The organism is Pseudomonas fuscovaginae SE-1, from assembly GCF_000364705.1.
Classification (GTDB): domain Bacteria; phylum Pseudomonadota; class Gammaproteobacteria; order Pseudomonadales; family Pseudomonadaceae; genus Aquipseudomonas; species Aquipseudomonas fuscovaginae_A.
The window spans coordinates 1-13,932 of record NZ_AQOH01000060.1 but is presented as its reverse complement, the minus strand read 5'-3'; the positions used below and the strand labels follow the sequence as shown (position 1 = coordinate 13,932).

The following is a 13,932-nucleotide window of genomic DNA, read 5'->3' as shown; positions in this document are numbered from 1 at the left end:
CGAAACTTTTTCCCTACACCAGTTCAAGGCAATCGAAAATGACCGACATTCAGAATAAGAACTACATCATTGCCCTCGATCAGGGTACGACCAGCTCCCGGGCAATCATCTTCGACCGCGACGCCAACGTGGTCTGCACCGCCCAACGCGAATTCCAGCAACACTATCCACAGGCCGGCTGGGTCGAGCACGACCCGATGGAAATCTTCGCCACCCAGAGCGCCGTGATGGTCGAGGCCCTGGCACAAGCCGGCCTGCACCATGACCAGGTGGCCGCCATCGGCATCACCAACCAGCGTGAAACCACCGTGGTCTGGGACAAGACCACCGGCCGGCCGATCTACAACGCCATCGTCTGGCAATGCCGTCGCAGCACCGAGATCTGCCAGCAGCTCAAGCGCGACGGGCACGAGGACTATATCCGCGAGACCACCGGCCTGGTCACCGACCCGTACTTCTCCGGCACCAAGCTCAAGTGGATCCTCGACAACGTCGAAGGCAGCCGCGAGCGTGCGCGCAATGGCGAGCTGCTGTTCGGCACCGTCGACAGTTGGCTGATCTGGAAATTCACCGGCGGCAAGACCCACGTCACCGACTACACCAACGCCTCGCGCACCCTGCTCTTCAACATCCACACCCTGAAGTGGGATTCGAAGATGCTGGAAATCCTCGACATCCCTCGGGAAATGCTCCCGGAAGTGAAGTCGTCCTCGGAAATCTACGGTCGTACCAAGAGCGGCATCGCCATCGGCGGTATCGCCGGCGACCAGCAGGCCGCCCTGTTCGGCCAGATGTGCGTGGAGCCGGGCCAGGCCAAGAACACCTACGGCACCGGCTGCTTCCTGCTGATGAACACCGGCACCAACGCGGTGAAGTCCAACCATGGCATGCTCACCACCATCGCCTGCGGCCCCCGCGGTGAAGTGGCCTACGCCCTGGAAGGCGCGGTGTTCAACGGCGGTTCCACCGTGCAGTGGCTGCGTGACGAACTGAAGATCGTCAACGACGCCTACGACACCGAGTACTTCGCCAACAAGGTCAAGGACAGCAATGGCGTCTACCTGGTACCGGCCTTCACCGGCCTGGGCGCGCCGTACTGGGACCCCTATGCCCGTGGTGCGCTATTCGGCCTGACCCGTGGCGTGAAGGTGGATCACATCATCCGTGCGGCCCTGGAGTCGATCGCCTACCAGACCCGCGACGTGCTCGACGCCATGCAGCAGGATGCCGGAGAACGCCTCAAGGCCCTGCGCGTGGATGGCGGCGCGGTTGCCAACAACTTCCTGATGCAGTTCCAGGCCGACATCCTCGGTACCCAGGTCGAACGCCCGCAAATGCGTGAAACCACCGCCCTCGGCGCCGCCTACCTGGCCGGCCTGGCCTGCGGCTTCTGGGGCAGCCTGGAGGAGTTGCGCGGCAAGGCGGTGATCGAACGCGAGTTCGAGCCGCAACTGGCCGAAGCCGAGAAGGAAAAACTCTACGGCGGCTGGAAAAAGGCCGTGAGCCGTACCCGTGACTGGGAACCGCACGAAGGCAGCAACTAAGCCGCGTGAGCAGCGCTTGAGGGCCATTCGCGGGCAAGCCACGCTCCTACAGGTCCCTGACGCGCATGTGCCTGGCGCAGTCCCTGCAGGAGCCGGCTTGCTGGCGATAGCGGTGTATCAGCCACCGAAGCTATCGACTGTCTGATCGCTATCGCAAGCAAGCGACCGGCACCCGCCCGGTTTGCGACCCTGGAATCGTTTCAGCGGACCGGCAAGTGGCAGAGCGGTTCTTCCTGCGGCATCATGGCGGAATTTGTACGGCAGCCCAAAGGACGCCCCATGAATCTGCCTCCCCGCCAGCAGCAAATCCTCGAACTGGTCCGCGAACGCGGCTATGTCAGCATCGAGGAAATGGCCCAGCTGTTCGTCGTGACCCCGCAAACCATCCGCCGTGATATCAACCAGTTGGCGGACTCCAACCTGCTGCGCCGCTACCACGGCGGGGCCGCCTACGACTCCAGCGTCGAGAACACCGCCTACGCCATGCGCGCCGACCAGATGCGCGATGAAAAGCAGCGGATCGCCGAGTCCATCGCCCAACAGATCCCCGACCACGCTTCGCTGTTCATCAATATCGGCACCACCACCGAATCGATCGCGCGCGCCCTGCTCAACCACAATCACTTGAAGATCATCACCAACAACCTGCACGTGGCGTCGATCCTCAGTGCCAAGGACGACTTCGAAGTGCAACTGGCCGGCGGCAACGTCCGTCGCGACGGCGGCGTGGTGGGCCAGGCCAGCGTCGACTTCATCAACCAGTTCAAGGTCGACTTCGCCCTGGTAGGCATCAGCGGCATCGACGAGGACGGCAGCCTGCTGGACTTCGACTACCAGGAAGTCCGGGTATCCCAGGCGATCATCGCCAATGCCCGCCAGGTCATCCTGGCCGCCGACTCGAGCAAGTTCGGGCGCAACGCCATGGTACGCCTGGGACCGATCACCCTGATCGACTGCCTGGTGACCGACCAGGCACCGGTGCCGGCCCTGGCGCAGTTGCTCAACCAGCACAAGATCCGCCTGGACGTGGTCTGAGCCGCCCCCGGCGCCCCAAAGCCCCAGCAGAGCCCTGCGCTGTTCCTGTAGGAGCGGGCTTGCCCGCTCCTACAGGAACAGCGCAGGAACAGCACCAGCCCCGCTATTTCCGCACCTCAATGTTCGATAATTTTCCTTTCAGCTCCTCCTGATGAATTTTTTCAATCAGGAGCGGGTGGCTGTGCGCGTTCATATCCGCTAATATTTTCGAAAATGAACATAAATGTTCGAATTCAAATATAGCAACCGCCATGCGAGGCTCGCCGATGACTACCACCACCTTGCCTGCCCCACCCCTTGCCGAGATCTATGACATCGCCGTGATCGGCGGTGGCATCAATGGTGTCGGGATTGCCGCGGACGCAGCCGGGCGCGGCCTGTCGGTGTTCCTTTGCGAAAAGGACGACCTCGCCAGCCACACCTCGTCCGCCAGCAGCAAGCTGATCCATGGTGGCCTGCGCTATCTCGAACACTACGAGTTCCGCCTGGTACGCGAAGCCCTGGCCGAGCGCGAAGTGCTGCTGGCCAAGGCCCCGCATATCGTCAAGCCGATGCGTTTTGTCCTGCCCCATCGCCCGCATCTGCGCCCGGCCTGGATGATCCGCGCCGGGCTGTTCCTCTATGACCACCTGGGCAAACGCGAAAAACTCGCCGGTTCGCGCAGCCTCAAGTTCGGCCCAGACAGCCCGCTCAAGGCGGAAATCGGCAAGGGCTTCGAGTACTCCGACTGCTGGGTCGACGACGCCCGCCTGGTGGTGCTCAATGCCATGGCCGCCCGGGAAAAAGGTGCGCACATCCATACCCGCACCCGTTGCACCAGCGCCCGTCGCACCAAGGGCCTGTGGCACCTGGAGATGGAACGCGCCGATGGCGCCCGCTTCTCGATCCAGGCCAGGGCCCTGGTCAATGCCGCCGGCCCGTGGGTCGCCAGGTTCATCAAGGATGACCTGAAGCTGGACTCGCCCTACGGCATCCGCCTGATTCAGGGCAGCCACCTGATCGTGCCACGGTTGTACGAAGGCGAACACGCGCACATTCTGCAGAACGAGGACCAGCGCATCGTGTTCACCATTCCCTACCTGGAACGCTTCACGCTGATCGGCACCACCGACCGCGAGTATCAGGGCGACCCGGCCAAGGTGGCGATCACCGAGGCGGAAACCGATTACCTGCTCCAGGTGGTCAACGCGCACTTCAAGAAACAACTGAACCGCGGCGACATCCTGCACAGCTACTCCGGCGTACGCCCACTGTGCAACGACGAGTCCGACAACCCTTCGGCCGTGACCCGTGACTACACCCTGGCGCTGTCGGGCAGCGCCGAGGAGGCGCCACTGCTGTCGGTGTTCGGCGGCAAGCTGACGACCTACCGCAAGCTGGCCGAGTCGGCGATGAGCCAACTGGCCCCCTTCTTCACCCAGATGCGCCCGAGCTGGACGGCGACCGCGACCCTGCCCGGCGGCGAAGACATGAGCACGCCGCAGACTCTGGCCGAGGCGATCCGCAGCCGTTTCGACTGGGTACCCAGCGAAATCGCCCGGCGCTGGGCCAGCACCTACGGCAGCCGCACTTGGCGCCTGCTGGAGGGTGTGCAGACGCTGGGCGATCTCGGTGAACACCTGGGCGGCGGCCTCTACAGCCGTGAAGTCGACTATCTGTGTGCCGAAGAGTGGGCAACCGCCGCCCAGGACATCCTGTGGCGACGCAGCAAGCTGGGGCTGTTCATCAGCCCGGAGCAACAGCAGAAACTGCAGAACTACCTGGACAAGACCGAGCAGGCTCGCGGCAAGATCGAAGCGGCCTGACACCTCCCCCGCTGTTTCGAACCAGGCTTGCCGGCGTACTCGCGGGCAAGCCACACGCCTGCACGACCGGTGTCGCACATCCGTTTCGCGCACCATGCGCCCCATTCGGTTTTCCGAACACCCATTCGGCCATCATTCGGCGAACCGGACGCCAGACGCCCTCGCCCTCGCTCAAAAAATACAAAAAATCCTTATAAATCAAAAACAAAACCCATTCCGCCGGGAGTGGCATGAGTCGTGCTCTATACTTCACGACCGAATGCTCACTCAGCCCCTTGGGCCCTGCGGGCCGTTCGCAGTACCCGAGAGCCGACTGAACGGCTCCATAAGAAAAACAATCTCGAGGAAAGTAACCGATGCGCATCGTTCCCCACATCCTGGGCGCAGCAATCGCCGCCGCTCTGATCAGCACTCCAGTTTCCGCCGCCGAACTGACCGGCACCCTGAAGAAGATCAAAGAGTCCGGGACCATCACCCTCGGCCATCGCGACAGTTCCATTCCGTTTTCCTATATCGCTGATGCTTCCGGCAAGCCGGTCGGCTACTCCCACGACATCCAGCTGGCGATCGTGGAAGGCATCAAGAAAGACCTGAACCTGCCTGACCTGAAGGTCAAGTACAACCTGGTCACCTCCCAGACCCGTATTCCGCTGGTGCAGAACGGCACCGTCGACGTCGAGTGCGGTTCCACCACCAACAACGCCGAACGCGCCCAGCAGGTCGACTTCTCGGTCGGCATCTTCGAAGTCGGCACCCGCCTGCTGTCCAAGAAGGACTCCGAGTACAAGGACTTCGACAACCTCAAGGGCAAGAACGTCGTGACCACCGCCGGCACCACGTCCGAGCGCATCCTCAAGGCCATGAACGCCGACAAGCAGATGGGCATGAACGTCATCTCCGCCAAGGACCACGGCGAGTCCTTCCAGATGCTCGAAAGCGGCCGTGCCGTCGCCTTCATGATGGACGACGCGCTGCTGGCCGGTGAAATGGCCAAGGCCAAGAAGCCGACCGACTGGGCCGTGACCGGTACTCCACAGTCCTACGAAATCTACGGCTGCATGGTCCGCAAGGACGACGCGGCGTTCAAGAAAGCCGTGGATGACGCCATCGTCGGCCTCTACAAATCGGGCGAGATCAACAAGATCTACGACAAGTGGTTCACCCAGCCGATTCCACCAAAAGGCCTGAACCTGCAGTTCCCGATGAGCGACAAGCTCAAGGCCCTGATCGCCAACCCGAACGACAAGCCGGCGCCAGACGCAAAGATCTGAGTCACGGCTAACCTGACTTCCCAGGGCCGCCCACGCGGCCCGGGAAGCCTGTTGGACACCTGCTGTACTGGCTTCTCCTGAATGGCATTGGAACAACACTCGGACCGCGAGCGGTACCGGTGTGCCCGGCAGACACTGGCGGGCGGGGCGGAGTCCCGGGAAGCACGTGCTCGTACATCGATCGACCTGAGGGGAGACCCGAATGAATTACAACTGGGATTGGGGCGTGTTCTTCAAGACCACCGGCGTGGGCAGCGAGACCTATCTCGACTGGTTCATCTCCGGGCTGGGCTGGACCATCGCGATCGCCATCGTGGGCTGGATCATTGCATTGACCCTGGGCTCCATACTCGGCGTGATGCGCACCGTACCCAACCGCCTGGTAGCCGGCATCGCGACCTGCTACGTGGAATTGTTCCGCAACGTGCCATTGCTGGTACAACTGTTCATCTGGTACTTCCTGGTGCCCGACCTGCTGCCGCAGAACCTGCAGGAGTGGTTCAAGCAGGACCTGAACCCGACCACCTCGGCCTACATCAGCGTGGTGATCTGCCTCGGCCTGTTCACCGCCGCACGGGTCTGCGAACAGGTACGTACCGGCATCCAGGCGCTGCCCCGCGGCCAGGAATCGGCAGCCCGGGCCATGGGCTTCAAGCTGCCGCAGATCTACTGGCACGTGCTGCTGCCCCAGGCCTACCGGATCATCATTCCGCCACTGACCTCGGAATTCCTCAACATCTTCAAGAACTCGTCCGTGGCCTCGCTGATCGGCCTGATGGAATTGCTCGCGCAGACCAAGCAGACCGCCGAGTTTTCCGCCAACCTGTTCGAAGCCTTCACCCTGGCGACGCTGATCTACTTCACCCTGAACATGAGCCTGATGCTGCTCATGCGCCTGGTCGAGAAGAAAGTCTCGGTGCCCGGCCTGATCTCCGTGGGGGGTAAATAATGGAACTCGATTTCAGCGACATCGTCCCGGCCATTCCCGGCCTGTGGAACGGCATGCTGATGACCCTGCAACTGATGGCCCTCGGCGTCATCGGCGGGATCATCCTCGGCACCCTGCTGGCCCTCATGCGCCTGTCCCACAACAAGCTGCTGTCGAGCATCGCCGGCGCGTACGTCAACTACTTCCGTTCGATCCCGCTGCTGCTGGTGATCACCTGGTTCTACCTGGCGGTCCCGTTCGTGCTGCGCTGGATCACCGGCGAGGACACACCGATCGGCGCGTTCACCTCCTGCATCGTCGCCTTCATGATGTTCGAGGCGGCGTACTTCTGTGAAATCGTCCGGGCCGGCGTGCAGTCGATTCCCAAGGGCCAGATGGGTGCCGCCCAGGCACTGGGCATGGGCTACGGCCAGACCATGCGCCTGATCATACTGCCCCAGGCGTTCCGCAAGATGACCCCGCTGCTGCTGCAGCAAAGTATCATCCTGTTCCAGGACACCTCGCTGGTCTACACCGTGGGCCTGGTGGATTTCCTCAACTCCGCGCGCTCGAGCGGTGACATCGTCGGTCGCTCCAACGAGTTCCTGATCTTCGCCGGCCTGGTCTACTTCATCATCAGCTTTGCCGCCTCGCGGCTGGTCAAGCGTCTGCAAAAAAGGTTTGCCATATGATCTCTATCAAGAACGTCAACAAGTGGTATGGCGACTTCCAGGTGCTGACCGATTGCAGCACCGAAGTCAAAAAGGGTGAAGTGGTGGTGGTCTGCGGTCCGTCGGGCTCGGGCAAGTCGACGCTGATCAAGTGCGTCAACGCCCTGGAACCGTTCCAGAAGGGCGACATCGTGGTCGACGGCACCTCCATCGCCGACCCGAAGACCGACCTGCCGAAACTGCGCTCGCGAGTGGGCATGGTGTTCCAGCACTTCGAGCTGTTCCCGCACCTGACCATCACCGAGAACCTGACCATCGCGCAGATCAAGGTGCTGGGCCGCAGCAAGGAAGAAGCGACCAGGAAAGGCCTGCAACTGCTCGACCGCGTCGGCCTGTCGGCACATGCGCACAAGCATCCCGGTCAGCTCTCCGGTGGCCAGCAACAGCGCGTGGCGATCGCTCGCGCCCTGGCGATGGACCCGATCGTCATGCTGTTCGACGAACCGACCTCGGCCCTCGACCCGGAAATGGTCAATGAAGTGCTCGACGTGATGGTCCAGCTCGCCCAGGAAGGCATGACCATGATGTGCGTGACCCACGAAATGGGCTTCGCCCGCAAGGTCGCCAGCCGCGTGATCTTCATGGACCAGGGCAAGATCATCGAAGACTGCAACAAGGAAGAGTTCTTCGGCGACATCAGCGCCCGCTCCGACCGTGCGCAGCACTTCCTCGAGAAGATCCTGCAGCACTGAGGCCCTGCGCAGCCTCCTGCAGGAACCGGACTGGAGGAGCAGGATTCACCGATGCGTCGATGAATCCTGCTCCCCCGGTTGGCGATATGAGTCAAAGGCCGTTGGTTCCCACAGCCCAATCAGCCCCAATGCGATCTGGTTGACCCCAAGGCATCTGTGATGAAATGCGACCCCCATCTCTACCGTGCGACGCCGCCATCACTTGCCGTGAAACCCCGCCTGATCCGTCATCTGTTCCTGCCGCCGCTGATCATCCTGCTGATGATCGGCCTCGGCTATGCCGGCTATCGCGTCAGCGAGCACTACGGCATCCGCACCCTCAGCGAAAACGGCGCGCGCGCCCTGGAACTGCATGCCCGTACCGTCGAAAGCGAACTGAGCAAGTACACCTACCTGCCCAGCCTGCTGGAACTCGAGTCCAGCGTCTCGGACCTGCTGCGCGATCCCGACGCCGACCATCGCCAGACCGTCAACGAATACCTCGAAGGCCTCAACCGCCGCAGCCGCAGCCGGGCGATCTACGTGCTGGACAACTCCGGTCGGGTACTGGCCACCAGCAACTGGCGCGACAGCGACAGTTATCTGGGCGAAGACCTGTCGTTCCGCGCCTATTTCCAGGACGCCGTACGGGGCCAGCCGGGGCGTTTCTACGGCATCGGCAGCACCCTTGGCGAGCCTGGCTACTACCTGGCCCACGGCCTCGAGGAACAAGGCAAGATCATCGGCGTGGCGGTGATCAAGGTGCGCCTGGAAGCCCTCGAGGAGCGCTGGCAGCGCGCCCGCCTGGAAGCCTTCGTCAGCGACGAGAACGGCATCATCATTCTCTCCAGCGACCCGAGCCGACGGCTCAAGTCGGTCCGTCCCCTGACGCCGGAGATCAAGGACCGCCTGGCCCGCAGCCTGCAGTACTACTGGTGGCCGCTCAACGAACTGCAGCCACTGGCCCGTGAACGCCTCGGCGATGGCGTCGAGACCCTGACCTTCCCCGCCAACCCGGATCTGGTCAAGGACGGTGACAATGTCAGCTACCTGGCCCAGACCCGGCAACTGGCCGACACTCCCTGGAACTTCACCCTGCTCACGCCCTTGCAGGACCTGCGGCGCGAAGCGGCCAACCAGGGCATCCTGGTCGCGGTGGCCTTTGCCCTGGTGGCTTTCCTGCTGATCGCCTGGAACGAACGGCGCAAGGTGCTCGCCACCCGGCTCGCCGCCCGGGAAGCCCTGCAGGAAGCCAACGGCCAGCTGGAACGGCGCATCACCGAACGCACCGCCGACCTGCGTGCCAGCAACGACCGCCTCAAGGATCAGATCCGCGAGCGGCGCCAGGCCGAGGAAACCCTGCGCCGGGCCCAGGACGAGTTGGTCCAGGCTGGCAAGCTGGCCGCCATCGGCCAGATGTCCACCAGCATCGCCCACGAGCTGAACCAGCCTCTGGCAGCCCTGCGCACTCTTTCCGGCAACACCATTCGGTTTCTGGAACGTGGCGAGCTGGAGGTGGCCAGCACCAACCTGCGGACCATCAACGACCTGATCGACCGCATGGGCCGCATCACCGCCAGCCTGCGCGCCTTTGCCCGCCGGGGCGATGACAAGGGCGAGGCCAACCTGGGCAAATCCATCGATGCCGCCCTGCAATTGTTGAGCGGCCGTATCGAGGGCATGCGCCTGGAAATCCACCGCGACCATGACGACGTCCAGTTGGCGATCGACCCGACCCGCCTGGAACAGATCCTGGTCAACCTGTTCGGCAACGCCCTCGACGCCATGCAGGCGCAGCCGTTGCCGGAACTGTGGCTGGAAGGCGACTTCGCCGATGGCAAATACCGCCTGCAGGTGCGCGACAACGGCCACGGCATCGGGCTGGAAGCACGCAAGCACCTGTTCGAACCTTTCTTCACCACCAAGCCCGGCGCACAAGGCCTCGGCCTGGGCCTGACGCTCTCGGCGAGCCTGGCGGCGGCAGCCGGCGGCAACCTGGGCGTGGAGCACCCGGCCAGCGGCGGCACCGCTTTTGTCCTCCATCTACCGCGGGTCATCCCTGCCAAGGCCGAGCCGATATGAACAATGACCTGACCGTCCTGATCGTCGAGGACGATCCCCATGTACTGCTCGGTTGCCAGCAGGCGCTGTCGCTCGAGGATATTCCCTGTGAAGGCGTCTCCAGCGCCGAGGCGGCCCTGGAGCGGATCGGCGACAACTTCCCCGGTATCGTCATCAGCGATATCCGCCTGCCGGGCATCGACGGCCTGGAGCTGCTGACCCGCCTCAAGGCCCGCGATCGCAGCCTGCCGGTGGTGCTGATCACCGGCCACGGCGACATCTCCATGGCCGTCGGCGCGATGCGCAACGGGGCCTACGACTTCATGGAAAAACCCTTCTCGCCCGAACGCCTGGTCGAGGTCGCCCGCCGTGCCCTGGAACAACGCGGTCTGTCGCGGGAAGTCTGGTCGCTGCGCCGACAGTTGGCCGAGCGCGACAGCCTGGAAGGGCGAATCATCGGCCGCTCGCCGGCGATGCAGAACCTGCGGGAACTGATCGCCAACGTCGCCGACACGTCGGCCAACGTGCTGATCGAAGGCGAGACCGGTACCGGCAAGGAACTGGTCGCCCGCTGCCTGCACGACTTCAGCCGGCGCCAGTCGCAACAGTTCGTCGCCCTCAACTGCGGCGGCCTGCCGGAAAACCTCTTCGAGAGCGAAATCTTCGGCCACGAGGCCAACGCCTTCACCGGAGCCGGCAAGCGGCGCATCGGCAAGATCGAGCACGCCCACGGCGGCACGCTGTTTCTCGATGAAGTGGAAAGCATGCCGATTGCGCTGCAGATCAAGCTGTTGCGGGTCCTGCAGGAGCGCACCCTGGAGCGTCTGGGCTCGAACCAGAGCGTCGCGGTGGACTGCCGGGTCATCGCCGCGACCAAATCCGACCTCGACGAACTGGGCAAGGCCGGCGAGTTCCGCAGCGACCTCTACTACCGCCTGAACGTGGTGACCCTGGAGTTGCCGCCGCTGCGCGAACGGCGCGAGGACATCCTGCAACTGTTCGAACACTTCCTGCAGCAGTCTTCGCTGCGCTTCGATCGCGCCGCGCCGGAGCTGGACAACCAGACCCTGTCGAGCCTGATGAGCCACGACTGGCCGGGCAACGTGCGTGAACTGCGCAACGTCGCCGAACGCTTCGCCCTCGGCCTGCCGGCCTTCAAGAAACCCGGCACGCCCAGTGCCGGCGGCCTGGGCTTCGCCGAGGCGGTGGAAGCCTTCGAACGCAACCTGCTCAACGACGCCCTGCAACGCAGTGGCGGCAACCTGACCCAGGCCAGCCAGGAATTGGGCATGGCCAAGACCACCCTGTTCGACAAGGTGAAGAAATACGGTTTGAGTCATTGACATGCATCTGTTGATCAAGGCGGCTCTTGGCGCCGTGGTGGTACTGCTGCTCGCCGCCCTGTCGAAAACCCGCAACTACTACATCGCCGGCCTGGTACCGCTGTTCCCGACCTTCGCGCTGATCGCCCACTACATCGTCGGCAAGGGCCGCTCGGTGGAAGAGCTCAAGACCACCATCGTCTTCGGCATGTGGTCGATCATCCCGTACTTCATCTACCTGGCGGTGCTCTACGTGATGCTCGACCGGCTGCGCCTGGAGCTGTCCCTGGCGGTGGCGGTGCTGGCCTGGCTGATTGCCGCGACCGTGCTGGTCAGCCTGTGGCTGCGCCTGCACGGCTGATTCGCGAAGACCCGACACATCGCGAAATCCGTCGCCCACAAGCTATCGTTATGCCCACAAAACCGTGGAAGGCGGCCGGGCGGCGCTCCGCTTGCTGGCGATAGCGGTCGGCCAGGCGCTAATGAACTCGCTGGATGGCCGCCTTCGGCGGATCGCCAGCAAGCCGGCTCCTACTAGAGCGGTGCCAGGCCACCAAACCAGCTGGCCCGCCCTTTGCATTTACCCGACAAAGCCCGAATTTCCTGCCCTCCAGCCGGGGCAGGCAACCTGAAATGCGGGCACTGCCACGGGAAAATCAACGTTTTGAACATCCTCGATCTCGACCACAGCCTCATGGCCCAGGCGCCGATCCGGAGCCTGCTCGACAGCGGGCGCGCCCGGCGCCTGGACCTGCTCGACCTGGGCCCGAAACTGCGCCTGTGGACCACCGAACGCCAGTATCGACGCTTCACCGAGCGCCTGCGCCAGCTCGCCACGCCAGCAGCGGGTAGACCGCAGATCATCTTCGTCGGCTCCGGCGACTACCATCACCTGACCCCGGCGTTCCTGCGCAACCTGCCGGAGCCGGTCAGCCTGATCCACTTCGACAACCACCCCGACTGGGTCCACCTGGCCCCACGCCGGCACTGCGGCTCGTGGGTCAACCGCGCACTCAAGCTGCCGAACATCCAGCGCATCGTCACCCTCGGCCCCTGCAGCGAAGACCTCGACACCCCGCAACTGCGCGGTGGCAACCTCGGCGCCCTGCGCCGCGGCGTCCTGCAACTGTTCCCCTGGCGGCACGCGCCCTCCAAGGTCTGGGGGCGGGTCGGCGACGGTGCCGGCCACCAGCAGCAGGAAAACCACCTGCACTGGCGTAACCTGGCCGATGAACACTGGCCGGACTTCCTCGAGCAACTGATCCAGAGCCTGCCCACCGAGGCGATCTGGATCACCATCGACAAGGACGTGCTGGCCATCGAAGATGCCGCGACCAACTGGGACCAGGGCGGCATGCGCCTGACCCACCTGCTCGATGCCCTCCGCGTCCTGGCGGCACGCAAGCGCGTGCTGGGCATCGACATCTGCGGCGAGTTCGCCCAACCGGGCTTCAGCAACGCCTTCAAGCGCTGGGAAGCCAGGTCCGACCAGCCCCCGGCCGAACGCTGGAGCGCTGCCGACCTGCAACGCAACGCAACCACCAACCAGGCGTTGATCGCGCTGTTCGAGGAGCTGTTTCCGTGACCCTGACCGTTGTTCTGCTGGTGGCCTTTTCCATCGTCCTCGACGTGGTCGGCCAACTCTGTTTCAAGATCGGCCTGGACCGCCTGCCGGAGCTCGAAGGCGGCTTCCGTCTCAACGCCTTCTGGGGCCAGGTATTCAATGCGCCGCTGCTGTGGTGCGGGATCGGGGCCTATGCCGTGGAGTTCCTGGTCTGGCTCGAAGCCCTGTCACGGGCGCCGTTGAGCCTGCTGTTCCCGGCCGCCGCGCTGGGTTACTGCGGAGTGGTGCTGGCGGGCAAGCTGGTGCTGGGGGAGACCGTCAGCCGCCGGCGCTGGATGGGCACCCTGGTCATCACACTGGGCGTCATGCTGGTCGCCATCGCTGGCGGTTGAGAATCGAGGGAACCTATTCATGAGCAATGCCAAACACATCGACTGGCTTCACGGCCGCCTCGGCACCATCGTCCTCTGGGCCCTGCTGATCCTCTTCGAAAGCGCCGGACAGATAGCTACCAAGGTCGGCGGCGACCAACTGGGCCAGGTGGATTTCAACCTGCAATGGCTGACCGCGGTGCTGGTCAACCCGGGCGTCTGGGTGGCGATCGCCTGCTATATCGGCGCGTTTTTCGTGTGGATGCTGATCCTGCGGCGCAGCAGCCTGTCCCTCGCATTTCCGTTGAGTTCGCTGGTGTTCATCGCGGTGCTGCTCGGGTCATGGCTGGGGCTGGGTGAACAGATCAGCCTGCTGCACTGGCTTGGCGTGCTGGTGATCATCGGCGGGATCGCCCTGCTCGCCGAGGGCGAGGAAAACTGAGATGTGGTGAAGGGGCTTGCCGCCGAGGAGAACCGGGATGTGGTGAAGGGCTTGCCCCCGAAGAGAACCGGGATGTGGTGAAGGGGCTTGCCCCCGAGGAGAACCGACATGTGGTGAAGGGTTTGCCCCCGAGGAGAACCGGGATGTGGCGAGGGGGCTTGCCCCCGTTCGGCTGCGAAGCAGTCGT

General features: G+C 63.7%; 13 protein-coding genes. All 13 read left to right on the top strand.

Annotated elements, in window-relative coordinates; genetic code table 11:
* Positions 1 to 38 precede the first annotated feature (38 nt).
* Complete coding sequence (glpK, locus tag K675_RS0106750; protein ID WP_017902748.1) at positions 39 to 1,544, top strand: glycerol kinase GlpK; 1,506 nt, start codon at positions 39 to 41, stop codon at positions 1,542 to 1,544.
* Between the two features lie 279 nt (positions 1,545 to 1,823).
* Complete coding sequence (locus K675_RS0106745) at positions 1,824 to 2,579, top strand: DeoR/GlpR family transcriptional regulator (RefSeq protein ID WP_010445053.1); 756 nt, start codon at positions 1,824 to 1,826, stop codon at positions 2,577 to 2,579.
* 266 nt (positions 2,580 to 2,845) lie between these two features.
* Positions 2,846 to 4,384: a glycerol-3-phosphate dehydrogenase gene (glpD, locus tag K675_RS0106740; protein WP_026144990.1), complete on the top strand. Its 1,539-nt coding sequence runs from the start codon at positions 2,846 to 2,848 to the stop codon at positions 4,382 to 4,384.
* Between the two features lie 356 nt (positions 4,385 to 4,740).
* Entirely contained in the window at positions 4,741 to 5,655 is a 915-nt protein-coding gene (locus tag K675_RS0106735) for a glutamate/aspartate ABC transporter substrate-binding protein (RefSeq protein WP_017902746.1), read from the top strand.
* A 202-nt stretch (positions 5,656 to 5,857) separates the two neighbouring features.
* Entirely contained in the window at positions 5,858 to 6,604 is a 747-nt protein-coding gene (locus tag K675_RS0106730) for an amino acid ABC transporter permease (RefSeq protein ID WP_017902745.1), read from the top strand.
* Complete coding sequence (locus tag K675_RS0106725) at positions 6,604 to 7,275, top strand: amino acid ABC transporter permease (RefSeq protein ID WP_017902744.1); 672 nt, start codon at positions 6,604 to 6,606, stop codon at positions 7,273 to 7,275. Before K675_RS0106730 ends, K675_RS0106725 begins: the two co-directional genes overlap by 1 nt.
* On the top strand, positions 7,272 to 8,006 hold the full coding sequence (locus K675_RS0106720) for an amino acid ABC transporter ATP-binding protein (RefSeq protein ID WP_017902743.1): 735 nt from the start codon (positions 7,272 to 7,274) through the stop codon (positions 8,004 to 8,006). The genes K675_RS0106725 and K675_RS0106720 overlap by 4 nt, the downstream gene beginning before the upstream one ends.
* 159 nt (positions 8,007 to 8,165) lie before the next feature.
* Positions 8,166 to 10,067: a sensor histidine kinase gene (locus tag K675_RS0106715; protein ID WP_017902742.1), complete on the top strand. Its 1,902-nt coding sequence runs from the start codon at positions 8,166 to 8,168 to the stop codon at positions 10,065 to 10,067.
* A gap of 44 nt (positions 10,068 to 10,111) precedes the next feature.
* Positions 10,112 to 11,389: a sigma-54-dependent transcriptional regulator gene (locus tag K675_RS0106710; RefSeq protein WP_232434403.1), complete on the top strand. Its 1,278-nt coding sequence runs from the start codon at positions 10,112 to 10,114 to the stop codon at positions 11,387 to 11,389.
* A gap of 10 nt (positions 11,390 to 11,399) precedes the next feature.
* The gene (locus K675_RS0106705; protein WP_198291619.1) at positions 11,400 to 11,729 is read left to right on the top strand and encodes a GlpM family protein; all 330 of its coding nucleotides are present in this window, start codon (positions 11,400 to 11,402) and stop codon (positions 11,727 to 11,729) included.
* Between the two features lie 303 nt (positions 11,730 to 12,032).
* Positions 12,033 to 12,953 (top strand): arginase, encoded by a 921-nt coding sequence (locus K675_RS0106700; protein ID WP_017902739.1) that lies wholly within the window; start codon positions 12,033 to 12,035, stop codon positions 12,951 to 12,953.
* Positions 12,950 to 13,324, top strand: coding sequence for a transporter (locus tag K675_RS0106695; protein ID WP_017902738.1), 375 nt, complete (start codon positions 12,950 to 12,952; stop codon positions 13,322 to 13,324). Before K675_RS0106700 ends, K675_RS0106695 begins: the two co-directional genes overlap by 4 nt.
* A gap of 19 nt (positions 13,325 to 13,343) precedes the next feature.
* Positions 13,344 to 13,745 (top strand): transporter, encoded by a 402-nt coding sequence (locus tag K675_RS0106690; RefSeq protein WP_017902737.1) that lies wholly within the window; start codon positions 13,344 to 13,346, stop codon positions 13,743 to 13,745.
* Positions 13,746 to 13,932 lie beyond the last annotated feature (187 nt).